The sequence below is a fragment of the Pantoea sp. ICBG 828 genome, assembly GCF_002928355.1.
GTDB classification, from domain to species: domain Bacteria; phylum Pseudomonadota; class Gammaproteobacteria; order Enterobacterales; family Enterobacteriaceae; genus Pantoea; species Pantoea dispersa.
This window is the reverse complement of the sequence record NZ_POWN01000017.1, coordinates 1-25,124: the sequence shown is the minus strand read 5'-3', so window position 1 is coordinate 25,124 and position 25,124 is coordinate 1. Positions and strand designations below refer to the sequence as shown.

At 56.3% G+C, this 25,124-nt stretch carries 20 protein-coding genes and 1 riboswitch; of the genes, 14 read left to right on the top strand and 6 right to left on the bottom strand.

The genetic code is table 11. From position 1 onward, the window contains the following. The 7 genes from nusG (at position 1) to rpoC (ending at position 11,758) form a co-directional block, all read left to right on the top strand. Positions 1 to 546 carry a transcription termination/antitermination protein NusG gene (nusG, locus tag C1Y43_RS23020; RefSeq protein ID WP_010616908.1) on the top strand — a complete coding sequence of 182 codons (546 nt, stop codon included), beginning with the start codon at positions 1 to 3 and terminating at the stop codon, positions 544 to 546. A gap of 147 nt (positions 547 to 693) precedes the next feature. Then, on the top strand, positions 694 to 1,122 hold the full coding sequence (rplK, locus tag C1Y43_RS23015; protein ID WP_013507401.1) for a 50S ribosomal protein L11: 429 nt from the start codon (positions 694 to 696) through the stop codon (positions 1,120 to 1,122). Between the two features lie 3 nt (positions 1,123 to 1,125). Further along, positions 1,126 to 1,830, top strand: coding sequence for a 50S ribosomal protein L1 (gene rplA, locus C1Y43_RS23010; RefSeq protein ID WP_021508208.1), 705 nt, complete (start codon positions 1,126 to 1,128; stop codon positions 1,828 to 1,830). Positions 1,831 to 2,177: 347 nt separating this feature from the next. After that, positions 2,178 to 2,675, top strand: coding sequence for a 50S ribosomal protein L10 (gene rplJ, locus C1Y43_RS23005; protein WP_021508207.1), 498 nt, complete (start codon positions 2,178 to 2,180; stop codon positions 2,673 to 2,675). A 66-nt stretch (positions 2,676 to 2,741) separates the two neighbouring features. Further along, positions 2,742 to 3,107, top strand: a complete 366-nt coding sequence (rplL, locus tag C1Y43_RS23000) for a 50S ribosomal protein L7/L12 (RefSeq protein ID WP_021508206.1) — start codon at positions 2,742 to 2,744, stop codon at positions 3,105 to 3,107. 326 nt (positions 3,108 to 3,433) lie between these two features. Continuing rightward, positions 3,434 to 7,462 (top strand): DNA-directed RNA polymerase subunit beta, encoded by a 4,029-nt coding sequence (gene rpoB / locus C1Y43_RS22995; protein WP_021508205.1) that lies wholly within the window; start codon positions 3,434 to 3,436, stop codon positions 7,460 to 7,462. Between the two features lie 72 nt (positions 7,463 to 7,534). After that, positions 7,535 to 11,758, top strand: coding sequence for a DNA-directed RNA polymerase subunit beta' (gene rpoC / locus C1Y43_RS22990; protein ID WP_058769982.1), 4,224 nt, complete (start codon positions 7,535 to 7,537; stop codon positions 11,756 to 11,758). 66 nt (positions 11,759 to 11,824) lie between these two features. Here rpoC and C1Y43_RS22985 read toward each other — a convergent pair whose 3' ends face one another. Continuing rightward, a complete protein-coding gene (locus tag C1Y43_RS22985) occupies positions 11,825 to 12,010 on the bottom strand; it encodes a DUF1127 domain-containing protein (protein ID WP_058769981.1) in 186 nt (61 codons plus the stop codon). Between the two features lie 175 nt (positions 12,011 to 12,185). On the opposite strand from C1Y43_RS22985, the gene C1Y43_RS22980 reads away from it, so the two are divergent. Beyond that, positions 12,186 to 13,640, top strand: coding sequence for a PLP-dependent aminotransferase family protein (locus C1Y43_RS22980; RefSeq protein ID WP_104189831.1), 1,455 nt, complete (start codon positions 12,186 to 12,188; stop codon positions 13,638 to 13,640). Between the two features lie 171 nt (positions 13,641 to 13,811). Here the strand turns inward: C1Y43_RS22980 and thiE are convergent, their stop codons facing one another. The 3 genes from thiE to C1Y43_RS22965 all read right to left on the bottom strand — a co-directional run bounded on the left by thiE (position 13,812) and on the right by C1Y43_RS22965 (position 17,223). Beyond that, positions 13,812 to 14,450: a thiamine phosphate synthase gene (thiE, locus tag C1Y43_RS22975; RefSeq protein ID WP_104189829.1), complete on the bottom strand. Its 639-nt coding sequence runs from the start codon at positions 14,448 to 14,450 to the stop codon at positions 13,812 to 13,814. Continuing rightward, positions 14,450 to 16,372 (bottom strand): phosphomethylpyrimidine synthase ThiC, encoded by a 1,923-nt coding sequence (thiC, locus tag C1Y43_RS22970; protein ID WP_104189827.1) that lies wholly within the window; start codon positions 16,370 to 16,372, stop codon positions 14,450 to 14,452. The genes thiE and thiC overlap by 1 nt, the downstream gene beginning before the upstream one ends. A gap of 91 nt (positions 16,373 to 16,463) precedes the next feature. Further along, positions 16,464 to 16,564: riboswitch (TPP riboswitch) on the bottom strand. Positions 16,565 to 16,716: 152 nt separating this feature from the next. Next, entirely contained in the window at positions 16,717 to 17,223 is a 507-nt protein-coding gene (locus C1Y43_RS22965) for an Rsd/AlgQ family anti-sigma factor (protein ID WP_021508199.1), read from the bottom strand. A gap of 88 nt (positions 17,224 to 17,311) precedes the next feature. On the opposite strand from C1Y43_RS22965, the gene nudC reads away from it, so the two are divergent. From nudC to C1Y43_RS22935, 6 genes are all read left to right on the top strand, one after another. Further along, the gene (gene nudC / locus C1Y43_RS22960) at positions 17,312 to 18,085 is read left to right on the top strand and encodes an NAD(+) diphosphatase (RefSeq protein WP_021508198.1); all 774 of its coding nucleotides are present in this window, start codon (positions 17,312 to 17,314) and stop codon (positions 18,083 to 18,085) included. Between the two features lie 39 nt (positions 18,086 to 18,124). Continuing rightward, positions 18,125 to 19,192, top strand: coding sequence for a uroporphyrinogen decarboxylase (gene hemE, locus C1Y43_RS22955; protein WP_058769978.1), 1,068 nt, complete (start codon positions 18,125 to 18,127; stop codon positions 19,190 to 19,192). A gap of 2 nt (positions 19,193 to 19,194) precedes the next feature. Then, a complete protein-coding gene (gene nfi / locus C1Y43_RS22950; RefSeq protein WP_104189825.1) occupies positions 19,195 to 19,863 on the top strand; it encodes a deoxyribonuclease V in 669 nt (222 codons plus the stop codon). 62 nt (positions 19,864 to 19,925) lie between these two features. Then, positions 19,926 to 20,516 (top strand): YjaG family protein, encoded by a 591-nt coding sequence (locus C1Y43_RS22945; protein ID WP_031279834.1) that lies wholly within the window; start codon positions 19,926 to 19,928, stop codon positions 20,514 to 20,516. A 188-nt stretch (positions 20,517 to 20,704) separates the two neighbouring features. Continuing rightward, a complete protein-coding gene (gene hupA, locus C1Y43_RS22940) occupies positions 20,705 to 20,977 on the top strand; it encodes a nucleoid-associated protein HU-alpha (protein ID WP_007886275.1) in 273 nt (90 codons plus the stop codon). 68 nt (positions 20,978 to 21,045) lie between these two features. Beyond that, entirely contained in the window at positions 21,046 to 21,711 is a 666-nt protein-coding gene (locus C1Y43_RS22935) for a DUF1481 domain-containing protein (protein ID WP_021508194.1), read from the top strand. A gap of 28 nt (positions 21,712 to 21,739) precedes the next feature. Here C1Y43_RS22935 and purD read toward each other — a convergent pair whose 3' ends face one another. Together purD and purH are read right to left on the bottom strand one after the other, a co-directional pair. Continuing rightward, positions 21,740 to 23,020 carry a phosphoribosylamine--glycine ligase gene (gene purD / locus C1Y43_RS22930; protein WP_104189823.1) on the bottom strand — a complete coding sequence of 427 codons (1,281 nt, stop codon included), beginning with the start codon at positions 23,018 to 23,020 and terminating at the stop codon, positions 21,740 to 21,742. Positions 23,021 to 23,038: 18 nt separating this feature from the next. Next, entirely contained in the window at positions 23,039 to 24,628 is a 1,590-nt protein-coding gene (gene purH, locus C1Y43_RS22925; protein WP_104189821.1) for a bifunctional phosphoribosylaminoimidazolecarboxamide formyltransferase/IMP cyclohydrolase, read from the bottom strand. Positions 24,629 to 25,124: the final 496 nt, after the last annotated feature.

Sequence of the window (25,124 nt, the reverse complement as noted above, 5' to 3'; positions counted from 1 at the left end):
ATGTCTGAAGCTCCAAAAAAACGCTGGTACGTCGTTCAGGCGTTTTCCGGTTTTGAAGCCCGCGTAGCCAAGTCGCTGCAAGAGCATATCAAACTGCACAACATGGAAGAACTGTTTGGCGAAGTCATGGTGCCGACTGAAGAAGTCGTGGAAATCCGTGGCGGCCAGCGTCGCAAAAGCGAACGCAAATTCTTCCCTGGTTACGTACTGGTCCAGATGGTGATGAATGACGCCAGCTGGCACTTAGTGCGCAGTGTACCGCGTGTAATGGGCTTCATTGGTGGTACCTCTGACCGTCCGGCACCGATCAGTGATAAAGAAGTGGATGCGATCATGAACCGCCTGCAGCAGGTGGGTGACAAGCCGCGTCCGAAAACGCTGTTCGAGCCAGGCGAGATGGTGCGTGTCAACGACGGCCCGTTTGCCGACTTCAACGGTGTGGTCGAAGAAGTGGATTACGAGAAGAGCCGCCTGAAGGTTTCTGTTTCTATCTTCGGCCGTGCAACGCCGGTAGAACTCGACTTTGCTCAGGTGGAGAAAGGCTAAGCCTTTTGTTCACTTTTTAGCTCTTGCGGAAGGCGCGAAATTTACCTATAATTTCGCGCCTTTTGTTTTTATGCGCTGGCAACAGCGTGTAAATCGTTATCACGGGGAGCCTGTTCGCCAGGCGCTATACCCAATAGAGGAAATATCATGGCCAAGAAAGTACAAGCCTACGTCAAGCTGCAGGTTGCAGCTGGTATGGCTAACCCGAGCCCACCAGTTGGTCCGGCTCTGGGTCAGCAGGGTGTTAACATCATGGAATTCTGTAAAGCGTTCAACGCCAAAACAGAATCACTGGAAAAAGGTCTGCCGACTCCAGTAGTTATCACCGTATACAGCGACCGTTCTTTCACCTTCGTTACCAAAACGCCTCCGGCTGCCGTTCTGCTGAAAAAAGCAGCAGGCATCAAGTCTGGTTCTGGTAAGCCGAACAAAGATAAAGTCGGTAAAGTAACTCGTGCTCAGGTACGTGAAATCGCAGAAACCAAAGCTGCGGACATGACTGGTGCTGACGTAGAAGCGATGACTCGCTCTATCGAAGGTACTGCTCGTTCCATGGGCCTGGTAGTGGAGGACTAAGAAATGGCTAAGCTGACCAAGCGCATGCGCGTGATCCGTGACAAAGTTGATGCGACTAAACAGTATGACATCAACGAAGCTGTTGCTCTGCTGAAAGAACTGGCTACCGCTAAATTCGTAGAGAGCGTGGACGTTGCTGTTAACCTCGGCATCGATGCACGTAAATCTGACCAGAACGTACGCGGCGCGACCGTTCTGCCACACGGTACTGGTCGTTCAGTACGTGTTGCCGTCTTTACCCAGGGCGCAAACGCTGAAGCTGCTAAAGCAGCTGGCGCTGAGCTGGTAGGTATGGAAGACCTGGCTGATCAGATCAAGAAAGGCGAAATGAACTTTGACGTTGTTATTGCTTCTCCGGATGCAATGCGCGTTGTTGGCCAGCTGGGCCAGGTTCTGGGCCCACGTGGTCTGATGCCAAACCCGAAAGTTGGTACCGTAACTCCTAACGTTGCTGAAGCTGTGAAAAACGCTAAAGCGGGTCAGGTTCGTTACCGTAACGACAAAAACGGCATCATCCACACCACCATCGGTAAAGTGGACTTCGATGCTGACAAACTGAAAGAAAACCTGGAATCTCTGCTGGTTGCGCTGAAAAAAGCTAAACCTGCTCAGGCGAAAGGCGTGTACATCAAGAAAGTCAGCATCTCTACCACCATGGGCGCCGGCGTTGCCGTTGACCAGGCTGGTCTGAACGCAGCAGCAAACTAATTGCTGCTTGTAACGGGCGAAAAATTCATCTAGAATCTTACGCCCGTTGTTCTGGTTGATCCGTCAATTCAGAACCCAAATTCATAGTCGCGGAGTGCACAGGTCTAAACACCTTGTCATTCAGCGACTAAGGTTGGAGCCAGGCCTGATCCTGGCCTCCGTCCAAGACCGCAGGAGCAGAACCTCTTTGGAAGTGATGCTTAATATCCTGCGTAGACGGTGACAGAACCAAAAAGAATTTTTTCTTCACTGGATTCTGCTCACCGTGTAACGCGCTTACGGCCTTCGGGTGTGTAAGTGAAGTGAGTTCCGGGAAATTTTCCCGGTCAAATCCAGGAGCAAAGCTAATGGCATTAAATCTTCAAGGCAAACAAGCAATTGTTGCTGAAGTTAGCGAAGTAGCCAAAGGCGCGCTTTCAGCGGTTGTTGCGGATTCCCGTGGCGTTACCGTTGATAAAATGACTGAACTGCGTAAAGCAGGTCGTGAAGCTGGCGTCTACATGCGTGTTGTTCGTAACACCCTGCTGCGCCGCGTCGTTGAAGGTACTCCATTCGAGTGCCTGAAAGACACGTTTGTTGGTCCGACCCTGATTGCATACTCTATGGAACACCCGGGCGCTGCTGCTCGTCTGTTCAAAGAGTTCGCGAAAGCGAATGCAAACTTTGAGGTCAAAGCTGCAGCCTTTGAAGGTGAGCTGATCCCGGCGGCACAAATTGACCGTCTGGCAACGCTGCCGACTTACGAAGAAGCACTGGCACGTCTGATGTCGACCATGAAAGAAGCTGCTGCTGGCAAGCTGGTCCGCACTCTGGCTGCTGTTCGCGACGCGAAAGAAGCGGCTTAAGGCCAGATTCTTTTTCTTCGTACTTGCTAACGTATAAACTTTTACTGATTCTTAGGAACAATTGTCATGTCTATCACTAAAGATCAAATCCTGGAAGCCGTTGCAGCTATGTCCGTAATGGAAGTAGTTGAGCTGGTTTCTGCTATGGAAGAAAAATTCGGCGTTTCTGCTGCTGCTGCTGTAGCTGTTGCTGCTGGCCCGGCTGAAGCTGTTGAAGAGAAAACTGAATTCGACGTTATCCTGAAAGCTGCTGGCGCGAACAAAGTTGCTGTAATCAAAGCCGTTCGTGGCGCAACTGGTCTGGGCCTGAAAGAAGCTAAAGACCTGGTTGAAGCTGCTCCAGCTGCAATCAAAGAAGGCATCAGCAAAGACGACGCAGCTGCACTTGAAGCTGCTCTGAAAGAAGCTGGCGCTGAAGTTGAAGTTAAGTAAGACAATCCTCGGGTTGCAGTCTGCGTAAACAGACTGATGGCTGGTGACTTTTTGGTCACCAGCCTTTTTGCGCTACAGGGGAACGATGGCGTTTCGCACTGTTTGTCCATTGTTCCTCTTCAATATCTTTTTCTATCGACGACTTAATATACCGCTTTCCTGTGAGGGTTCCCTGCCTGCGCAACGGCGATGAAATGATTTAAGAGTGATAGAAAGATGTATTGCATGGGGTGCTGCGCATCGCATGAAAAACAAAATAGTGTTGCATGAACTGTCCCTTCAGGACGGACAGCGTGGGTCGACTTGTCAGCTAGCTGAGGAACCCTATGGTTTACTCCTATACCGAGAAAAAACGTATTCGTAAGGATTTTGGTAAACGTCCACAAGTACTGGATGTGCCTTATCTCCTTTCTATCCAGCTGGACTCGTTCCAGAAGTTTATCGAGCAAGATCCAGAAGGCCAGTACGGTCTGGAAGCAGCCTTCCGTTCCGTGTTCCCAATCGCGAGCTACAGCGGCAACTCTGAGTTGCAGTATGTCAGCTACCGTCTGGGTGAGCCGGTGTTTGACGTGACAGAATGTCAGATCCGTGGCGTGACGTACTCCGCACCGCTGCGCGTTAAACTGCGTCTGGTGATCTACGAGCGCGAAGCGCCGGAAGGCACCGTCAAAGACATCAAAGAACAAGAAGTGTACATGGGCGAAATTCCGCTCATGACCGACAACGGTACCTTTGTCATCAACGGTACTGAGCGTGTTATCGTTTCTCAGCTGCATCGTAGTCCTGGCGTATTCTTTGACAGCGATAAGGGTAAAACGCACTCTTCCGGTAAAGTGCTGTATAACGCACGTATTATCCCTTACCGCGGTTCATGGCTCGACTTCGAGTTTGACCCGAAAGACAACCTGTTCGTCCGTATTGACCGTCGTCGTAAGCTGCCGGCCAGTATCATCCTGCGCGCGCTGGATTACACCACTGAGCAGATTCTCGATCTGTTCTTCGAAAAAGTGGTCTTTGAAATCCGCGACAACAAGCTGCAGATGGAACTGGTGCCTGAGCGCCTGCGTGGTGAAACCGCCTCCTTCGATATCGAAGCCAACGGCACGGTCTACGTTGAGAAAGGTCGTCGCATCACTGCGCGCCACATCCGTCAGCTGGAAAAAGACAACATTCAGCACATCGAAGTGCCGGTCGAGTACATCGCGGGCAAAGTGGTTGCGAAAGATTACATCGATCTGAACACCGGTGAGCTGATCGTGCCGGCGAACATGGAGCTGTCACTGGATCTGCTGGCGAAACTGAGCCAGTCCGGTCACAAGCGCATCGAAACCCTGTTCACCAACGACCTGGATCACGGCCCGTACATTTCTGAGACGCTGCGCGTTGACCCAACCAACGATCGCCTGAGCGCGCTGGTTGAGATCTACCGCATGATGCGTCCTGGCGAGCCGCCAACGCGTGAAGCCGCAGAAAACCTGTTCGAGAACCTGTTCTTCTCTGAAGATCGTTACGATCTGTCGGCTGTTGGCCGCATGAAGTTCAACCGTTCTCTGCTGCGTGACGAGATCGAAGGTTCCGGTATCCTGAGCAAAGACGACATCATTGAAGTGATGAAGAAGCTCATCGGTATCCGTAACGGTATTGGCGAAGTCGATGATATCGACCACCTCGGCAACCGTCGTATCCGTTCCGTCGGCGAAATGGCGGAAAACCAGTTCCGCGTTGGCCTGGTGCGTGTAGAGCGCGCTGTGAAAGAGCGTCTGTCTCTGGGCGACCTTGACACGCTGATGCCACAGGACATGATCAACGCCAAGCCAATTTCGGCCGCGGTGAAAGAGTTCTTTGGTTCCAGCCAGCTGTCCCAGTTTATGGACCAGAACAACCCGCTGTCTGAGATTACGCACAAGCGCCGTATCTCTGCTCTGGGCCCTGGCGGTCTGACCCGTGAACGCGCCGGCTTCGAAGTGCGTGACGTACACCCGACTCACTACGGTCGCGTATGTCCAATCGAAACCCCGGAAGGTCCGAACATCGGTCTGATCAACTCGCTCTCTGTTTACGCGCAGACTAACGAATACGGCTTCCTCGAAACGCCGTACCGCCGCGTGGTTGACGGTAAAGTGAGTGATGAAATTCATTACCTCTCTGCTATCGAAGAGGGTAACTACGTTATTGCTCAGGCGAACACCAATCTCGCCGATGACGGCAGCTTTGTTGACGATCTCGTCACCTGCCGTAGCAAAGGTGAATCGAGCCTGTTCAGCCGCGATCAGGTTGACTACATGGACGTTTCCACCCAGCAGGTGGTTTCTGTCGGTGCGTCACTGATCCCGTTCCTGGAGCACGATGATGCTAACCGCGCCCTGATGGGTGCGAACATGCAACGTCAGGCTGTACCTACCCTGCGTGCTGACAAGCCGCTGGTTGGTACCGGTATGGAACGTGCTGTTGCGGTCGACTCCGGTGTAACTGCTGTCGCGAAACGTGGTGGTACCGTGCAGTACGTCGATGCGTCACGTATCGTTATCAAAGTTAACGAAGACGAGATGTATCCGGGCGAAGCAGGTATCGACATCTACAACCTGACCAAGTACACCCGTTCTAATCAGAACACCTGCATCAACCAGATGCCGTGTGTTTCTCTGGGTGAACCTATCGAGCGTGGCGACGTGCTGGCTGACGGCCCGTCTACCGACCTCGGTGAGCTGGCGCTGGGTCAGAACATGCGCGTGGCGTTCATGCCATGGAACGGTTACAACTTCGAAGACTCCATCCTCGTTTCTGAGCGTGTTGTGCAGGAAGACCGTTTCACCACCATCCACATTCAGGAACTGGCTTGCGTGTCGCGTGACACCAAACTGGGGCCGGAAGAGATCACCGCTGACATCCCGAACGTGGGTGAAGCTGCGCTCTCCAAACTGGATGAATCCGGCATCGTGTATATCGGTGCGGAAGTGACCGGTGGCGACATTCTGGTAGGCAAGGTCACGCCGAAAGGTGAAACCCAGCTGACGCCAGAAGAGAAACTGCTGCGTGCGATCTTCGGTGAAAAAGCCTCTGACGTGAAAGACTCGTCACTGCGCGTGCCGAACGGCGTTTCCGGTACGGTTATCGACGTACAGGTCTTCACCCGCGATGGCGTGGAAAAAGACAAGCGTGCGCTGGAAATCGAAGAGATGCAGCTGAAGCAGGCGAAAAAAGACCTGTCTGAAGAGCTGCAGATCCTCGAAGCGGGCCTGTTCAGCCGTATCCAGGCCGTCCTGATTTCAGGTGGCGTGGAAGCGGAGAAACTGGACAAGCTGCCTCGTGAGCGCTGGCTGGAACTCGGTCTGACCGACGAAGAGAAGCAGAACGCGCTGGAGCAGCTGGCTGAGCAGTATGACGAGCTGAAGCACGAGTTTGAGAAGAAACTCGAAGCGAAGCGTCGCAAGATCACCCAGGGCGACGATCTGGCACCGGGCGTGCTGAAAATCGTCAAGGTGTATCTGGCCGTTAAGCGTCAGATTCAGCCTGGTGACAAAATGGCGGGTCGTCACGGTAACAAAGGTGTTATCTCGAAGATCAACCCAATCGAAGACATGCCATACGATGAGAACGGTACGCCGGTCGACATCGTACTGAACCCGCTGGGCGTACCATCGCGTATGAACATCGGTCAGATTCTGGAAACCCATTTGGGTATGGCGGCGAAAGGCATTGGTGAGAAGATCAATGCGATGTTGAAGAAGCAGGAAGAAGTCGCCAAACTGCGTGAGTTTATCCAGCGTGCTTACGATCTGGGCACCGATGTGCGTCAGAAAGTTGACCTGAACACCTTCTCGGACGACGAAGTGCTGCGTCTGGCAGAGAACCTGAAAAAAGGTATGCCAATCGCGACGCCAGTGTTCGACGGTGCGAAAGAGAGCGAAATCAAAGAGCTGCTGCAGCTCGGCGGTCTGCCTTCTTCCGGTCAGATCACCCTGTTCGACGGCCGTACCGGTGAGCAGTTTGAGCGTCAGGTAACCGTAGGTTACATGTACATGCTGAAACTGAACCACCTGGTCGACGACAAGATGCACGCCCGTTCTACCGGCTCTTACAGCCTGGTTACGCAGCAGCCGCTGGGTGGTAAGGCGCAGTTCGGTGGTCAGCGCTTCGGTGAGATGGAAGTGTGGGCACTGGAAGCATACGGTGCCGCGTATACCCTGCAGGAAATGCTTACCGTTAAGTCTGATGACGTCAACGGCCGTACCAAGATGTATAAAAACATCGTTGACGGCAACCATCAGATGGAACCGGGCATGCCGGAATCCTTCAACGTACTGTTGAAAGAGATTCGCTCGCTGGGTATCAACATCGAGCTGGAAGACGAGTAAGCACTCGCAAGTACTGGTTATGGGACGCGCCTGGCGCGTCCCTGAGAGTTCCACTCCGACGGGAGCTAATCCGTGAAAGACTTACTTAAGTTTCTGAAAGCGCAAACTAAAACCGAAGAGTTTGATGCGATCAAAATTGCGCTGGCCTCGCCAGACATGATCCGTTCCTGGTCTTTCGGTGAAGTTAAAAAGCCGGAAACCATTAACTACCGTACCTTCAAGCCGGAGCGTGACGGTCTTTTCTGTGCCCGTATTTTCGGACCGGTAAAAGATTACGAATGCCTGTGCGGTAAGTACAAGCGTCTGAAACACCGTGGCGTGATCTGTGAGAAGTGTGGCGTTGAAGTCACGCAGACCAAAGTGCGTCGTGAGCGTATGGGCCACATCGAGCTGGCTTCGCCGACCGCGCACATCTGGTTCCTGAAATCACTGCCATCCCGCATCGGTTTGCTGCTGGATATGCCGCTGCGTGATATCGAGCGCGTGCTGTACTTCGAATCTTATGTTGTGGTCGAAGGCGGCATGACCAACCTGGAAAAACGTCAGATTCTGACCGAAGAGCAGTACCTTGACGCGCTGGAAGAGTTCGGTGACGAATTCGACGCGAAGATGGGTGCGGAAGCTATCCAGGCGCTGCTGAAAAATATGGATCTGGAGCAGGAGTGCGAGCAGCTGCGTGAAGAGCTGAACGAAACCAACTCTGAGACCAAACGTAAAAAGCTGACCAAGCGTATCAAGCTGCTGGAAGCGTTCGTACAGTCTGGCAACAAGCCAGAGTGGATGATCCTGACCGTTCTGCCGGTGCTGCCGCCAGATCTGCGTCCGCTGGTACCGCTGGACGGCGGTCGTTTCGCTACGTCGGATCTGAACGATCTGTATCGTCGCGTGATCAACCGTAACAACCGTCTGAAGCGTCTGCTGGATCTGGCTGCGCCAGATATCATCGTACGTAACGAAAAACGTATGCTGCAGGAAGCGGTAGATGCCCTGCTGGATAACGGCCGTCGCGGTCGTGCCATCACCGGCTCTAACAAACGTCCTCTGAAATCTTTGGCCGACATGATCAAAGGTAAGCAGGGTCGTTTCCGTCAGAACCTGCTGGGTAAACGTGTTGACTACTCCGGTCGTTCGGTTATCACCGTAGGTCCATACCTGCGTCTGCATCAGTGCGGTCTGCCGAAGAAAATGGCACTGGAGCTGTTCAAACCGTTCATCTACGGCAAGCTGGAACTGCGTGGCCTCGCGACCACCATTAAAGCGGCCAAGAAAATGGTTGAGCGCGAAGAAGCGGTGGTCTGGGATATCCTGGATGAAGTGATTCGCGAACACCCGGTACTGCTGAACCGTGCACCAACCCTGCACCGTCTGGGTATCCAGGCGTTTGAACCGGTACTGATCGAAGGTAAAGCGATCCAGCTGCACCCGCTGGTGTGTGCGGCGTATAACGCCGACTTCGATGGTGACCAGATGGCTGTTCACGTACCGCTGACGCTGGAAGCCCAGCTGGAAGCGCGTGCGCTGATGATGTCTACCAACAACATTCTGTCTCCAGCGAACGGCGAGCCAATCATCGTTCCTTCACAGGACGTTGTTCTGGGTCTGTACTACATGACCCGTGACAAAGTGAACGCCAAAGGCGAAGGCATGGTGCTGACCGGCCCGAAAGAAGCTGAGCGTGTTTACCGCGCTGGCCAGGCCGAGCTGCATGCACGCGTTAAAGTGCGTATCACTGAATACAGCAAAAATGAGCAGGAAGAGCTCGTTGCGAAAACCAGCCTGATCGACACCACCATTGGTCGTGCGATCCTGTGGATGATCGTACCGAAAGGTCTGCCTTACTCCATCGTCAACCAGGCGCTGGGTAAGAAAGCGATTTCTAAGATGCTGAACACCTGTTACCGCATCCTGGGCCTGAAGCCGACCGTTATCTTTGCTGACCAGACCATGTACACCGGCTTTGCCTATGCAGCCCGTTCAGGTGCGTCAGTCGGTATCGACGACATGGTGATTCCTGCCAAGAAAGCAGAAATCATTGCAGAAGCCGAAGCGGAAGTGGCCGAGATCCAGGAGCAGTTCCAGTCTGGTCTGGTTACCGCGGGCGAACGTTACAACAAAGTCATCGATATCTGGGCTGCGGCTAACGAACGCGTATCCAAAGCGATGATGGATAACCTGCAGACCGAAACCGTGATCAACCGTCACGGCGAAGAAGAGCAGCAGGTTTCGTTCAACAGCATCTACATGATGGCCGACTCCGGTGCGCGTGGTTCTGCGGCACAGATTCGTCAGCTGGCAGGTATGCGTGGTCTGATGGCGAAGCCAGATGGCTCCATCATCGAGACGCCAATCACCGCGAACTTCCGTGAAGGTCTGAACGTACTCCAGTACTTCATCTCGACCCACGGTGCGCGTAAAGGTCTGGCCGATACCGCACTGAAAACGGCGAACTCCGGTTACCTGACCCGCCGTCTGGTTGACGTGGCGCAGGACCTGGTAGTCACCGAAGACGACTGTGGCACATTCGAAGGCATCATGATGACCCCGGTCATCGAAGGTGGCGACGTTAAAGAGCCACTGCGTGAGCGTGTACTGGGTCGTGTGACGGCAGAAGACGTGCTGAAACCGGGCACTGCGGACATCCTGATCCCGCGTAACACCCTGATCGATGAGCACTGGTGTGACGTGGTTGAACTGAACTCCGTGGACGCGATTAAAGTGCGTTCCGTGGTGAGCTGTGAAACCGACTTCGGTGTGTGTGCACACTGCTACGGTCGCGATCTGGCACGTGGTCATATCATCAACAAAGGTGAGGCCATCGGCGTTATCGCAGCACAGTCCATCGGTGAGCCGGGTACCCAGCTGACCATGCGTACCTTCCACATCGGTGGTGCGGCATCGCGTGCAGCAGCTGAATCCAGCATTCAGGTGAAGAACAAAGGTACTATCAAGCTGACCAACGCCAAGTCAGTAACCAACTCCTCCGGGAAACTGGTTATCGTCTCGCGTAACGTTGAGCTGAAGATGATCGACGAGTTCGGTCGTACCAAAGAGAGCTATAAAGTGCCTTACGGTGCGGTCATGGCGAAAGGTGATGGCGAGCAGGTTGCCGCGGGCGAAACCGTTGCAAACTGGGATCCACACACCATGCCGGTTATCACCGAAGTGGGCGGTTTCATCCGCTTCACCGACATGATCGACGGTCAGACAATTACCCGTCAGACTGACGACCTCACCGGTCTGTCATCGCTGGTGGTACTGGATTCTGCAGAGCGTACTGCGGGTGGTAAAGACCTGCGTCCGGCACTGAAAATCGTTGATGCCAACGGTAACGACGTACTGATCCCGGGCACCGACATGCCGGCACAGTACTTCCTGCCAGGTAAAGCGATTGTGCAGCTGGAAGATGGCGTGAAGATCAGCTCGGGTGATACCCTGGCGCGTGTTCCGCAGGAATCTGGCGGTACCAAGGACATCACCGGTGGTCTGCCGCGCGTTGCCGACCTGTTCGAAGCGCGTCGTCCGAAAGAGCCAGCTATCCTGGCGGAGATCAGCGGTATCATCTCCTTCGGTAAAGAGACCAAAGGCAAGCGTCGTCTGGTGATCACCCCGGTTGACGGTAGCGATCCGTATGAAGAGATGATTCCGAAATGGCGTCAGCTCAACGTATTCGAAGGTGAACGTGTAGAACGTGGTGACGTCGTATCCGACGGCCCGGAGTCTCCGCACGACATCCTGCGTCTGCGTGGCGTCCATGCTGTGACCCGTTACATCACTAACGAAGTGCAGGAAGTTTACCGCCTGCAGGGCGTTAAGATTAACGATAAGCACATCGAAGTCATCGTGCGTCAGATGCTGCGTAAAGCAACCATCCTGAGCGCGGGTAGCTCGGAGTTCCTGGAAGGCGAGCAGGCGGAAGTCTCTCGTATCAAGATCTCCAACCGCGATCTGGAAGCGAACGGCAAAATCGGCGCGACGTACATGCGTGACCTGCTGGGTATCACCAAAGCCTCGCTGGCAACCGAATCGTTCATCTCTGCGGCATCGTTCCAGGAGACCACCCGTGTCCTGACCGAAGCAGCGGTAGCCGGCAAGCGCGACGAACTGCGCGGCCTGAAAGAGAACGTTATCGTGGGTCGTCTGATCCCGGCCGGTACCGGTTATGCTTACCACCAGGATCGTATGCGTCGCCGTCAGGCGGGTGAAGCACCGGTTGCACCGCAGGTGACTGCGGATGAAGCCTCTGCCAGCCTCGCTGAGCTGCTGAACGCTGGTCTGGGCGGTAGCGACGACGAATAATCGTCTGCTCTGCTGACCATGAAAAAACCCTGCCTCGGCAGGGTTTTTTTTCGTCTGAAATCCGCGTTATTTCTGATTGATATCCTGACGCGTCAGCCCGATATCACGCAGCTGCGCATCACTCAGGTGCGAAAGAATCTCCCGCGTTTCCCGTCTGGCCTGCCAGCGTTTTATCGCGCGCACGCCGCCACGAAAGATATCGAGTAAGGTCACGCTGAACGGTTTTGCCGCCCGGTTCTGATCGAATTCCATAATCCCAGCCCTCAGTATGATGTCTGAACAACATTTTCCCTCTGATGGCGAATGCAATACAGATTCAAAAATCACTTATCTTTAACATACAGATTGCGCCCGTACCGATCTGAATGGTAGAAATAGGCGTCATCTGTACTGATTTTTGATCACCGTTAACGCAGCGAGGCACACAATGACGCGCTATCAACATCTGGCCTGTCTGCTTTCAGACCGTATCGAGCAGGGGCTGTATCGCAGCGGCGAACGCTTGCCCTCGGTGCGTACGCTCAGCATTGAGCACGGCGTCAGCATCAGCACCGTGCAGCAGGCTTATCATCTGCTGGAAGAGAAGCAGCTTATCGTGCCGCAGCCGCGTTCCGGCTATTTTGTCGCCACCCGTAAAGCCACGCCGCCGGTGCCGGCGATGACCCGCCCCGTACAGCGTCCGGTTGAGATCACCCAGTGGGAATCGGTGCTGGAACTGCTGAGCAGCCGCATCAGTGGCGACGTGCTGCAGCTGGGCAGCGGCATGCCGGATTTGACCCAGCCGACGCTGAAGCCGCTGTGGAAAATCATGGGCCGCCTGGCGCAGAAGCAGGACATTGATCAGCTGAATTACGACAGCCTGCTCGGCGTGACGGCGCTGCGCGAGCAGGTGGCGCGGCTGGCGATTGACAGCGGCTGTCAGCTGACGGCAGAAGAGATTGTCATCACCACCGGCTGCCATGAAGCGCTGTCGGTGTCGATTCGCGCCGTGTGCGAGCCAGGCGATATCATTGCCGTTGAGTCGCCGGCGTTTCACGGCACCATGCAGACACTGCGCGGTCTGGGCATCCGCGCCATTGAAATCCCTACCGATGCGGTCAGCGGGATCAGCCTTGAGGCGCTGGAGCTGGCGTTTGAGCAGTGGCCAATCAAAGCGGTGGTGGTGGTACCCAACTGCAATAATCCGCTCGGATTTATCATGCCCGAAACGCGTAAGCGGGCGCTGCTGACGCTGGCGCAGCGCTTTGATGCGGCGATCATTGAAGATGATGTTTACGGCGAGCTGGCGTGGGAGTATCCGCGTCAGATCACCATCAAATCGCTGGATATGGATGGCCGCGTGCTGCTGTGCAGCTCGTTTTCCAAAACCCTGGCGCCCGGCTTGCGCGTGGGCTGGGTCGCGCCGGGACGCTATCGCGATCGCGTACTGCACATGAAATATATTGGCACCGGTTCGACGGCAACGCAGCCGCAGTATGCGGTCGCGGAGTTTATTCGTCAGGGCCATTACCTGCCGCATTTGCGCCGCATGCGCCAGGTGTATCAGCGTAACTATGAGACGTTTAGCTGCTGGGTGCGCCACTATTTTCCCTGCGGCATTTGCGTCTCGCGGCCGCAGGGCAGTTTCCTGATGTGGATTGAGCTGCCGGAAGCCTTCGATGCGGTGCGGCTGAATGCGGAGCTGCGGGAGCTGAAAATCCAGGTGGCGGTCGGTTCGCTGTTTTCGGCGGCGGGTAAATATCGCAACTGTCTGCGCCTCAATTATGGTCTGCCAATGAATGAGCAAACCGAGCAGGCGATTGCCAGCCTCGGCGCAGCCGTGGAGCGTGCCATGCAGGCCTGCAGTGCGGAAACGCGCCATATCATCTCCCTGACAGAATAACGGTGGAAAGGCAGGGCCGGACAGAGAGTCGGGGAAGCCAGCCCTGGCCCGCTGCAAGCGACAGCGGGCAGGCTCACTTTAGCGCTTGTCCCCGGTCGCGCCAGTCCTGACTGCTGCCGTTTGCGCGCCGTATTCGCGGATTTTTAGCGCCGTTGCAGTCAGTTACAACGCTTATGCGACATGCTCTGGGGATTCTACCAGCGCCAGCAGCTGGCGGGTGGCCGCCTGCCAGTCTTCCGCCTGGGTAATCGCGCTGACCACGGCAATGCTGCCGACGCCGGTCGCCAGCACCTCCGGCACGCGTGCCAGCGAAATGCCGCCAATCGCTACGGTGGGAATGTGCTGCAGCCGCGCCAGATGGCGCTTCAGCTCGGCTATGCCCTGTGGCGCAGAGGGCATCTCTTTGGTTTGTGTCGGAAAGATGTGGCCGAGCGCAATATAGGACGGACGCAGCGCCAGTGCGCGATCCAGCTCGGCGTCATCGTGTGTCGACAGACCCAGGCGTAAGCCGGCGTGGCGGATAGCGTCCAGGTCGGCCACATCCAGATCCTCCTGACCAAGATGCACACCATAAGCGTTGTACTTAATCGCTAAGCGCCAGTAATCGTTGATAAACAACCGCGCACCGTACTGTTTGCCCAGGGCGATGGCATCGCGTACCGCGGCTTCAATCTGGCGATCATCGCCATCTTTGATGCGCAGCTGGAGGGTGCGCACGCCGGCTGCCAGCAGGCGTTCAATCCACAACACGCTGTCGACAACCGGATAGAGCCCCAGTTTTGGCGCGGTGGCAGGGAAGGCTTCAGTCATCATTTTTCCTCTTTCAGGGCATCGGCGGCGTGATACAGCTCGCCGCCACGGCTACGGAAGGCATCGGACATTTGCGCCATGCCCAGCGCTATCGGCTGGGCTTCAGTCTGCTGACGGGCGGCAAATTCGCGCACTTCCTGGGTGATTTTCATTGAACAGAATTTGGGGCCGCACATGGAACAGAAGTGGGCCACTTTGCCGGACTCCTGCGGCAGGGTTTCGTCGTGATAGGCCCGCGCGGTATGTGGATCGAGCGCCAGATTAAACTGATCTTCCCAGCGGAACTCGAAGCGAGCTTTCGACATGGCGTTGTCGCGGATCTGCGCGCCGGGATGGCCTTTAGCCAGATCGGCAGCGTGCGCGGCGATCTTGTAGGTAATCAGCCCCTGCTTAACATCCTCTTTATTCGGCAGGCCAAGGTGCTCTTTTGGCGTGACGTAGCACAGCATCGCGCAGCCAAACCAGCCGATCATGGCGGCGCCAATCCCGGAGGTAAAATGATCGTAGCCCGGCGCGATATCGGTCGTCAGCGGGCCCAGCGTATAAAACGGCGCTTCATGGCAGTGTTCCAGCTGCTCGGTCATATTGCGGCGGATCATCTGCATCGGCACGTGACCGGGGCCTTCAATCATGACCTGCACATCATATTGCCAGGCGATTTGCGTCAGCTCGCCTAAGGTACGCAGTTCGGCAAACTGGGCTTCGTCGTTGGCGTCCTGAATCGAGCCGGGACGTAAACCATCACCGAGCGACAGCGCGACATCATAGGCGGCGCAGATTTCACAGATTTCGCGGAAATGCTGGTAGAGGAAGTTTTCCTGATGATGTGACAGGCACCACTTCGCCATGATGGAGCCGCCGCGCGACACGATGCCGGTCAGCCGTTGTGCGGTCATCGGCACATAGCGCAGCAGCACGCCCGCGTGAATGGTGAAGTAATCAACGCCCTGCTCAGCCTGTTCCAGCAGGGTATCGCGGAAAATGTCCCAGTTAAGATCTTCTGCAATACCGTTGACCTTTTCCAGCGCCTGATAGATTGGCACCGTGCCGATCGGCACCGGACTGTTGCGCAAAATCCACTCGCGCGTTTCATGGATATAGCGGCCGGTCGACAGATCCATCACGGTATCTGCCCCCCAGCGCGTGGCCCACACCAGTTTTTCCACTTCCTCTTCAATCGACGAACTTACCGCCGAGTTGCCGATGTTGGCGTTGACCTTCACCAGAAAATTGCGGCCGATGATCATCGGCTCCGATTCGGGGTGATTGATGTTGGCAGGAATGATGGCGCGGCCGCTGGCCACTTCGGCGCGTACGAATTCGGCGCTGATATTCTCTGGCAGCTGCGCACCAAAGCCGTGGCCGGCGTGCTGCTGCAACAGCGTTGCACTGCGGATACGCTCACGTCCCATGTTTTCGCGCAGCGCGATAAACTCCATCTCCGGCGTGATGATGCCCTGACGCGCATAATGCAGCTGCGTGACGCGGCGACCCGCTTTGGCACGGCGCGGCAGCGGCAGGTGTTCAAAACGCAGATGATCCAGCCCGTCATCTGCCAGCCGCTGCTGACTGTAGCTTGAGCTGAGTGCGCTGATGGTTTCGCTGTCGTTGCGTTCGGCAATCCAGCCGGCGCGTAATTTTGCCAGACCCTGATGCACATTAATGGTCGCGTGGGGATCGCCATAGGCACCGGCAGTGTCATACACCGGCACCGGTTCATTTTCTGCGTATTGCGGATGATCTTTGCTGCCGCCGGTGTGCGTCGGGCTGAGCTGAATTTCGCGCATCGGGACGCGGATATCCGCGCGGCTGCCGCTGATCCAGATACGTTTGGAGTTAGGGAAGGCGGTTCCCTGGAGCGAATCGATAAATTTTTGCGCCTGCGCGCGTTGTTCACGACGTGAGGTTTTAGCATCAGACATAGCAAGTTTCCTGAAAACAAGGGGAAGCTGCTTGTCCGGAGTCCGGAAGGAGTAACAGAAACGGTGCCGGGCGCCTGACTGCACCGTGCTGATCACATCTACTCTTGTTCCCTTCGCAGGTACTAACCTGATCAGGTTCCGCGGATCCCGAATTAACGGTCTCAGCCCCTAAGGGCACTCCGACAAGTTTACGTTTTACGCGATAAGCGACTTTACTGACTGCTGCACGCTGCGCTTATATCGCAAAGTTTGATTGTGGATTGTCGTTAAAAAAGACAATAAAAAAGCCCATTCAGCATAAAAGGGCTTTTCCTGAATAACAAGTCTTTTACAACTGCAGCGGTTCAGGCCGGACGAGCAATGGTGCTGTCATTGGCTACCGGCGGGCGCGCCAGCTGGTTATCCCAGGCGAGCTGAATCAGTTTGTCTTCCAGCGTAAAGCGTGACTCCAGCGCTTCGCCCACTTCTGACAGCGCCTGCTGGAAATCCACGCAGTTGTCGTCATTAATGGCCTGCTGCAGATGGCTGTCATACAGTTGCATCAGACGTTCAGTATTGCCTTCCAGCGCCGGATAGATCTGCGCCGCCGCAATCATCGGGCTGTCGCCGGACATCTCGCTGATGATGCGCTCGTAAACGCTGAAGTGGCCGGTAGAGAGATAGTCCACCAGACGATGGCAAAACGCATCCAGCGCCTGTTCATCCAGCGCGGTCAGCGCTTCTTTGTTCGGCTTCATGCCAATTAACTCGTAATAGGTGACGAGCAGCTGTCGACGGGCGCGCAACCATGAGTCGACTAATTCATTACCGCCACCTACACGCTCGGTCAGGTTATCTAACTGGGTAAGCATACGGGACTCCAGGTGAGTTATAGTTGTTTATTACACACTTAACATCAGGATTTCAGCGTGCCATTTGACGCTAAGGACAACGATTAAGATGCAACGTGAGATCTCAAGCGTAGACGCTGGCTGGTGGATTGTCAGCTCTGCGCAGAAACTTTGGTTGCCGCAAGGCGAGTTGCCGCATGGCTTATCCGGCGAGTTTGGCCTGACCGGCAGCAGCGGCAGAGTGATTGGCGAGTGGCAGGGCGAAAACGTCTGGCTGGTATGCGAAGCGCGTCCGGACAATATGGCCTCGGTGCGCCAGCTGATTGACGAAGATGTCGGTCTGTTTCAGCTCGCCGGGCGCGGCGTGCAGCTGGCTGAGTTCTACCGTTCGCATCGCTGGTGCGGCTATTGCGGCCATGAAATGCAGCACAGCAAGCGCGAATTTGCCTGCCTGTGCAGCCACTGCCGCGAGCGCTACTATCCGCAAATCGCCCCCTGTATCATTGTGGCGATTCGTCGCGGTGAGGAGATCCTGCTGGCAAACCATGCGCGCCATCGCAACAGCATCTACACCGTGCTGGCCGGTTTTGTCGAAGTCGGCGAAACGCTGGAGCAGGCTGTGGCCCGCGAGGTGATGGAAGAGAGCAACGTGCGGGTAAAAAATGTGCGTTACGTGACCTCGCAGCCGTGGCCGTTTCCGCACTCGCTGATGATGGCGTTCATGGCGGAGTACGATGGCGGCGAGCTGCAGCATGATGGTAAAGAGCTGCTGGATGCTGGCTGGTATCGTTACGACGACCTGCCCCTGTTGCCGCCGCCGGGCACCGTGGCGCGCCGGCTGATTGAAGATACGGTTGCGCTGTGTCGCGCCAGCGCGGCGTGAAAATGCTACACTGCCGGCCTTAGCATGAGAGAGCCCATTATGAGTGAACTGAAGAACGATCGTTATCTGCGCGCCCTGTTACGCCAGCCGGTGGATATCACCCCGGTATGGATGATGCGACAAGCCGGGCGTTACCTGCCGGAATACAAAGCCACGCGCGCTGAGGCCGGTGATTTTATGTCGCTGTGTAAGAACGCGGAGCTGGCGTGCGAAGTCACCCTGCAGCCGCTGCGCCGCTATGCGCTGGATGCCGCGATCCTCTTCAGCGATATCCTGACCATTCCGGATGCGATGGGCCTGGGGCTCTACTTTGAGACCGGCGAAGGCCCGCGTTTCTCTCACCCCATCGCCTGCCGTGCCGATGTGGATAAACTACCGGTGCCGGATCCGGAGCAGGAACTGGGTTACGTGATGAATGCGGTGCGCACCATCCGTCACAACCTCAAAGGCGAAGTGCCGCTGATCGGTTTCTCCGGCAGCCCGTGGACGCTGGCAACCTACATGGTAGAAGGCGGCAGCAGCAAGGCTTTCACCAAAATCAAGAAGATGATGTACGCCGAGCCGCAGACGCTGCACGCGCTGCTGGATAAGCTGGCAGAGAGCGTGATCCTTTACCTCAACGCGCAGATTAAAGCGGGTGCGCAGTCGGTGATGGTGTTTGATACCTGGGGCGGCGTGCTGACCGGGCGCGACTATCGCGAGTTCTCGCTCTATTACATGCACAAAATCGTCGACAGCGTGCTGCATGAGAACGAAGGACGACGCGTGCCCATCACCCTGTTTACCAAGGGCGGCGGCCAGTGGCTGGAAGAGATGGCGGCCACCGGCTGTGATGCGCTGGGCCTTGACTGGACCACCGATATTGGCGAAGCGCGGCGCCGCGTGGGCGATAAGGTCGCGCTGCAGGGCAACATGGATCCGTCTATGCTGTATGCACCCCCTGCACGAATTGAGCAGGAAGTGGCGGGGATTCTGGAAGGCTTTGGCGCAGGCGAAGGTCACGTTTTCAACCTCGGTCACGGGATTCATCAGGATGTTCCGCCAGAGCACGCTGGCGCGTTTGTGGAGGCGGTGCATCGGCTATCACGACCATATCATCAGGGATAAGCATGGATTTAGCCGCACTACGACAGCAACAGGTACAGCTCGCCGCCAGCGTGGTGCGGCAGGATGATTTTGACGTACTGCCGCCGCGCTTCATTGGCGGCGCCGATGTCGGTTTTGAACACGGCGGCGAGGTAACGCGCGCCGCCCTGGTGATCCTCGAATACCCTTCATTAACGCTGGTGGAGCATCGCATCGCGCGTGTCGCGACCACCATGCCTTACATCCCCGGTTTTCTCTCGTTTCGCGAAATTCCAGCGCTGCAGGCGGCGTGGCAGCAATTGTCGCAGCGGCCCGATCTGCTGTTCGTCGACGGCCATGGAATCTCTCATCCGCGCCGGCTGGGCGTTGCCGCGCATTTCGGCTCGCTGCTGGATGTGCCGACTATCGGCGTAGCGAAAAAGCGCCTGTGCGGCCGTTTCGCTGAGCTGGATGCGGCACCGGGCAGTCGTCAGCCGCTGATGGATAAAGGCGAGCAGATTGCCTGGGTGTGGCGCAGCAAGACGCGCTGCAACCCGCTGTTTGTCTCAACCGGCCACCGCGTCAGCCTCGACAGCGCCCTGTACTGGGTTGAAGCCTGCATGGCCGGCTACCGCTTGCCGGAGCCAACGCGCTGGGCCGATGCCGTGGCGTCTGGCCGTCCCGCTTTTGTGAAGTGGCAAAATGCGCGCTAACGCTGTTTGTGCGCGGCTTTTGCGGTACACTGCCGCCAGCTAATCTACCGAGAGTAAGTTTGATGTTACAGAACCCCGTCCATTTGCGTCTGGCGAAGCTGGAAAGCTGGCAGCACATGACCTTTATGGCCTGTCTGTGCGAGCGAATGTTCCCCAATTACTGGGCCTTCTGTCAGCAGACCGAGTTTGCCGATCCGCAGCTCTATCGCCGCATTCTCGACCTGGTGTGGGAAAGCCTGACGGTGAAGGATGCCAAAATCAATTTCGACAGCCAGCTGGAGAAACTGGAAGCGGCGATCCCAAACGGTGACGACTTTGACGTTTACGGCGTGCACCCGGCGATTGACGCCTGCGTGGCGCTGAGTGAACTCCTGCACGCGCAGCTGAGCGGTGAAACGCTGGAGCACGCCATCGAAGTCAGCCGCACGTCGATCACCACCGTGGCCATCCTCGAAATGACCCAGGCCGGTCGCGAAATGAGCGACGAAGAGCTGCGTGACAACCAGGCGGTAATTGACGAATGGGACCTGCAGTGGGAGATTTTTCGCCTGCTGGCAGAGTGCGAAGAACGGGACCTGGAGCTAATCAAAGGGCTACGTGCAGACCTGCGTGAAGCCGGAATCAGTAACATCGGTATAATTTTTCAGCAATAAGGCGAGAAAACGTGACTTCAGGCCCGAATTACCGCGCCTGGAGGCTTCACATCAGCCCCCTGTCTGGTCTACATTTGGGGGGCTGAAAATTGTGGCTATCGGTGCGTGCAGGCTGAAGAGTGCCAGAATATGGCTTTTCCCTCGCACTCGTTGCTTAGCAAGCGATAAATACACTTTAAGGATAACTTATGAACAAGACTCAACTGATTGATGTGATCGCAGAGAAAGCGGACCTGTCTAAAACCCAGGCTAAAACTGCGCTGGAATCTACCCTGGCTGCGATCACTGAGTCTCTGAAAGAAGGTGATGCTGTACAACTGGTTGGTTTTGGTACTTTTAAAGTGAACCACCGCGCTGAGCGTACCGGTCGCAACCCGCAGACTGGCAAAGAGATCAAAATCGCTGCAGCTAACGTGCCAGCGTTCGTCTCTGGTAAAGCACTGAAAGACGCTGTTAAGTAAGTTTTCCGCATCGCGGTTTAGCTTTAAAAGAGGGGCGATTTCGCCCCTTTTTGTTACCGGGGCCTGCTATGCTGAACATCTCTCCTCAGCGCCTCTGCGCCATCCTCCTCGGGGTATTACTCACCGGCTGCAGTGCCACTCCCGATCTTCCGGCTTTCACCGCCAGCGGCTATCTTTCTGACCGTGGCACGGTGCGAATCTGGCGTAAAAACGGCGACCACGAAGCCGTCCATCTGCGTACTGTCTACACCCCTTTCAATGGCGATAGCCGGGAAACCACCGACTATATCTGGCAGGCGGATAAACTGCTGAGCGTGGAACGGCACGTCACTGGCCAGCAGCCGGACGACGTAACCCTGCGTTTCGACCATCAGGGCAACCTCAATTTTATGCAGCGACAGCTGGCTGGCCGGCGTGAAGCCGTCAGCGCCGACAGCGTCGAGCTGTACCGGTTTGACGCGCAGCGCATGCTGGCGCAGAGCAATGCACTGCTGAGTGGCCGGGTACTGTTGCGGCAGGGGCACTGGCAGGGCGGTACGCAGGTTCGTGACTGTGAGGGGCAGCAGGTGAATGTGGCGTTCGATCGCGACACGCTGGCGACGCTTTATCGACAACAACAGGGGCAGCAACAGCCGATTACTCTGTCGTGGCTGGAAGCGCCAGAGGGGATTCAGCTGCTGCGTGCCACGCCGGAAGATGAGTGCCGCTGGCAGCCGAAAGAGGCCGATTTTTAGCGGCGACCGGCTGGCCGCCGCCGGGGGCTTACTTGCGGTTAATCGCGCGGTAACCGATATCATTACGGCAGAAGCTGCCGTCCCATGAGATGTGCTGCGCCAGCGCGTAGGCATTCTTCTGCGCTGCCGCCACATCTTCACCCAGCGCAGTCACGCACAGTACGCGACCGCCGCTGGTTACCACCAGGTCATCTTTCAGGGTGGTGCCGGCATGGAATACCTTCCCGTCCGGTACGTCTTCCAGCGGCAGACCGTGGATCTGATCGCCCGTGTTGTAGTCGCCCGGATAACCGCCAGCGGCCAGCACCACGCCGAGTGACGGGCGCGGATCCCACTGTGACTGCAGCTGATCGAGCTTGCCGTCGACGGCGGCGAGGCACAGCGCGACCAGATCCGACTGCAGGCGCAGCATGATCGGCTGCGTTTCTGGATCGCCGAAGCGGCAGTTGAATTCGATCACCTTCGGCTGACCGGCTTTGTCGATCATCAGACCGGCATACAGGAAACCGGTGTAGGTGTTACCTTCCGCTTTCATGCCGTTAACGGTTGGCCAGATGATCTGATCCATCACGCGCTGGTGGATCTCATCGGTCACTACCGGTGCCGGTGAGTAAGCGCCCATGCCACCGGTGTTCGGGCCGGTGTCGCCGTCGCCAACACGTTTGTGATCCTGGCTGGTTGCCATCGGCAGGACGTTATCGCCGTCCACCATCACGATGAAGCTGGCTTCTTCACCATCAAGAAACTCTTCGATGACGATGCGGTGACCTGCGTCGCCGAACGCATTGCCGGCCAGCATGTCCTGCACCGCCGCTTCTGCTTCGGCCAGCGTCATGGCGACGATGACGCCTTTACCCGCGGCCAGACCGTCCGCTTTGATGACGATCGGCGCGCCTTTCTCACGCAGGTAAGCCAGCGCGGGTTCCACCTCGGTGAAGTTCTGGTATTCCGCCGTCGGGATCTGCTGGCGGGCAAGGAAATCTTTGGTGAAGGCTTTTGAGCCCTCCAGCTGCGCGGCAGCCTGCGTCGGGCCAAAGATTTTCAGGCCGGCAGCGCGAAACGCATCGACTACGCCAATCACCAGCGGCGCTTCCGGTCCGACGATGGTCAGGTCGATGTTTTCCTGCTGCGCAAACGCCAGCAGTGCCGGAATATCGGTGGCGCTGATGGCCACGTTCTGCAGGGCCGGCTCCAGCGCGGTACCGGCGTTGCCTGGCGCAACAAATACGGTTTCTGCCAGCGGCGACTGTGCTGCTTTCCACGCCAGCGCGTGTTCACGTCCACCATTACCAATCACTAAAATTTTCATCGTTACGGCTCCAGGCTATTAATGGCGGAAATGACGCATGTCGGTGAAGATCATCGCGATGCCGTGCTCGTCGGCGGCAGCAATCACTTCATCATCGCGGATGGAACCGCCCGGCTGGATCACACAGGTGATGCCCACTGCCGCCGCAGCATCAATGCCATCGCGGAACGGGAAGAAGGCGTCGGAAGCCATGGCGGAACCCTTCACCTCCAGTCCTTCGTCAGCGGCTTTGATGCCGGCAATTTTGGCAGAGTAAACGCGGCTCATCTGGCCCGCGCCAATACCGATCGTCATGTTGTCGCGTGCATACACAATGGCGTTGGATTTAACGAATTTTGCCACTTTCCAGCAGAACAGCGCGTCACGCAGTTCCTGTTCGGTCGGCTGACGTTGGCTGACAACGCGCAGCTGGCTGGCATCGACCATACCGAGATCGCGATCCTGAACCAGCAGGCCACCGTTGACGCGTTTGAAGTCGAGACCGGCCACGCGGCTCTGCCACTGACCGCACACCAGAACGCGGACGTTCTGTTTGGCTGCGGTCACGCGCAGTGCCGCTTCACTGGCCGATGGCGCAATAATGACTTCCACGAACTGACGGCTGATGATCGCCTGCGCGGTTGCTTCATCCAGCTCACGGTTAAAGGCGATGATGCCGCCGAACGCCGAGGTCGGATCGGTTTTATAAGCGCGCTCGTAGGCGGCAAGAATTGAATCGCCTGCGGCGACGCCGCATGGGTTAGCGTGCTTGACGATAACGCAGGCTGGCTCGCTGAACTCCTTGACGCACTCCAATGCCGCATCGGTATCGGCAATATTGTTGTAGGACAGCGCTTTGCCCTGCAGCTGCTGTGCGGTGGCGACCGACGCTTCGCTGACTTGCTCTTCAATATAGAAAGCAGCGTCCTGATGGCTGTTCTCGCCGTAACGCATATCCTGCTTTTTAATAAAGTTGAGGTTCAGGGTGCGCGGGAAGCGGCCAGCCGGCGCGGTGCTTTCGCCGTGATAGGCCGGTACCAGGCTGCCAAAGTAGTTGGCAATCATGCTGTCGTAAGCGGCGGTGTGTTCGAAGGCTTTGATCGCCAGGTCGAAACGGGTTTCCAGCGTCAGTGAATTATCGTTGGCATCGAGCTCCGCGATGATCGCGTCATAGTCACTGCTCTTCACCACGATCGCCACGTCTTTGTGGTTCTTGGCTGCCGAGCGCACCATGGTGGGACCGCCGATATCAATGTTCTCAACGGCATCTTCCAGGCTGCAGTCGGCTTTCGCCACGGTCTGGGCAAAGGGATAGAGGTTCACCACCACCATGTCGATAGGATTGATGGCGTGCTCGGCCATGATGGCATCATCGGTGCCGCGACGGCCCAGAATGCCACCGTGCACTTTGGGGTGCAGCGTTTTGACGCGTCCATCCATCATTTCCGGGAAACCGGTGTAGTCAGAGACTTCCGTAACGGGCAGGCCAGCATCTGCCAGCAGGCGTGCGGTGCCACCTGTGGAGAGCAGCTCAACACCACGATGGGAGAGGGCCTGAGCAAATTCGAGGATACCGGCTTTGTCAGAGACACTGAGCAGAGCGCGGCGTACAGGACGACGTTGTTGCATGGTGGTTTTATCCCTTGGCTTTGTTTCGCGTAAATAAGAGCGTTACATCAGGCTTAACTTTCTCTCTCTATATATAGAAGAGAACATTTACCTCAGGTAACGCCCCAAAAGGGGCATCCTTGACGTCGCGGGGCATTGTAGCGAAAACGTTTGCGCGATGCTCGCCTAAATTTATTACCGGCTGCAGATGTGGATAACTTTGTGTGTAACCGGGTATAAGGCGGGGTTTTGCTGTGGAATGCAGCGAACGATTGTTTTTATTGAATTTAGCGGTTGCGCGTGCCGAACAACTCCCTATAATGCGCCTCCATCGACACGGCACAACGACTTACGGAATGCGGTGTAGGCAGGAAGCTTCGTTAAGAACTTCCGCCGGAGAAAAACGCTGAAAAAAGTGTTTGACTCTGAAGGAGGAAAGCGTAATATACGCCACCTCGCGACAGCAGGCCGAGCGCCGCGTCGCACCGCTCTTTAACAATTTATCAGACAATCTGTG

What these genes read in the sequence shown, in the direction of transcription:
- nusG (WP_010616908.1), top strand. Translation starts at nt 1, where the DNA reads ATGTCTGAAGCTCCAAAAAAACGCTGGTACGTCGTTCAGGCGTTTTCC.
- rplK (WP_013507401.1), top strand. Translation starts at nt 694, where the DNA reads ATGGCCAAGAAAGTACAAGCCTACGTCAAGCTGCAGGTTGCAGCTGGT.
- rplA (WP_021508208.1), top strand. Translation starts at nt 1,126, where the DNA reads ATGGCTAAGCTGACCAAGCGCATGCGCGTGATCCGTGACAAAGTTGAT.
- rplJ (WP_021508207.1), top strand. Translation starts at nt 2,178, where the DNA reads ATGGCATTAAATCTTCAAGGCAAACAAGCAATTGTTGCTGAAGTTAGC.
- rplL (WP_021508206.1), top strand. Translation starts at nt 2,742, where the DNA reads ATGTCTATCACTAAAGATCAAATCCTGGAAGCCGTTGCAGCTATGTCC.
- rpoB (WP_021508205.1), top strand. Translation starts at nt 3,434, where the DNA reads ATGGTTTACTCCTATACCGAGAAAAAACGTATTCGTAAGGATTTTGGT.
- C1Y43_RS22985 (WP_058769981.1), bottom strand. Translation starts at nt 12,010, where the DNA reads ATGGAATTCGATCAGAACCGGGCGGCAAAACCGTTCAGCGTGACCTTA.
- C1Y43_RS22980 (WP_104189831.1), top strand. Translation starts at nt 12,186, where the DNA reads ATGACGCGCTATCAACATCTGGCCTGTCTGCTTTCAGACCGTATCGAG.
- thiE (WP_104189829.1), bottom strand. Translation starts at nt 14,450, where the DNA reads ATGACTGAAGCCTTCCCTGCCACCGCGCCAAAACTGGGGCTCTATCCG.
- thiC (WP_104189827.1), bottom strand. Translation starts at nt 16,372, where the DNA reads ATGTCTGATGCTAAAACCTCACGTCGTGAACAACGCGCGCAGGCGCAA.
- C1Y43_RS22965 (WP_021508199.1), bottom strand. Translation starts at nt 17,223, where the DNA reads ATGCTTACCCAGTTAGATAACCTGACCGAGCGTGTAGGTGGCGGTAAT.
- nudC (WP_021508198.1), top strand. Translation starts at nt 17,312, where the DNA reads ATGCAACGTGAGATCTCAAGCGTAGACGCTGGCTGGTGGATTGTCAGC.
- hemE (WP_058769978.1), top strand. Translation starts at nt 18,125, where the DNA reads ATGAGTGAACTGAAGAACGATCGTTATCTGCGCGCCCTGTTACGCCAG.
- nfi (WP_104189825.1), top strand. Translation starts at nt 19,195, where the DNA reads ATGGATTTAGCCGCACTACGACAGCAACAGGTACAGCTCGCCGCCAGC.
- C1Y43_RS22945 (WP_031279834.1), top strand. Translation starts at nt 19,926, where the DNA reads ATGTTACAGAACCCCGTCCATTTGCGTCTGGCGAAGCTGGAAAGCTGG.
- hupA (WP_007886275.1), top strand. Translation starts at nt 20,705, where the DNA reads ATGAACAAGACTCAACTGATTGATGTGATCGCAGAGAAAGCGGACCTG.
- C1Y43_RS22935 (WP_021508194.1), top strand. Translation starts at nt 21,046, where the DNA reads ATGCTGAACATCTCTCCTCAGCGCCTCTGCGCCATCCTCCTCGGGGTA.
- purD (WP_104189823.1), bottom strand. Translation starts at nt 23,020, where the DNA reads ATGAAAATTTTAGTGATTGGTAATGGTGGACGTGAACACGCGCTGGCG.
- purH (WP_104189821.1), bottom strand. Translation starts at nt 24,628, where the DNA reads ATGCAACAACGTCGTCCTGTACGCCGCGCTCTGCTCAGTGTCTCTGAC.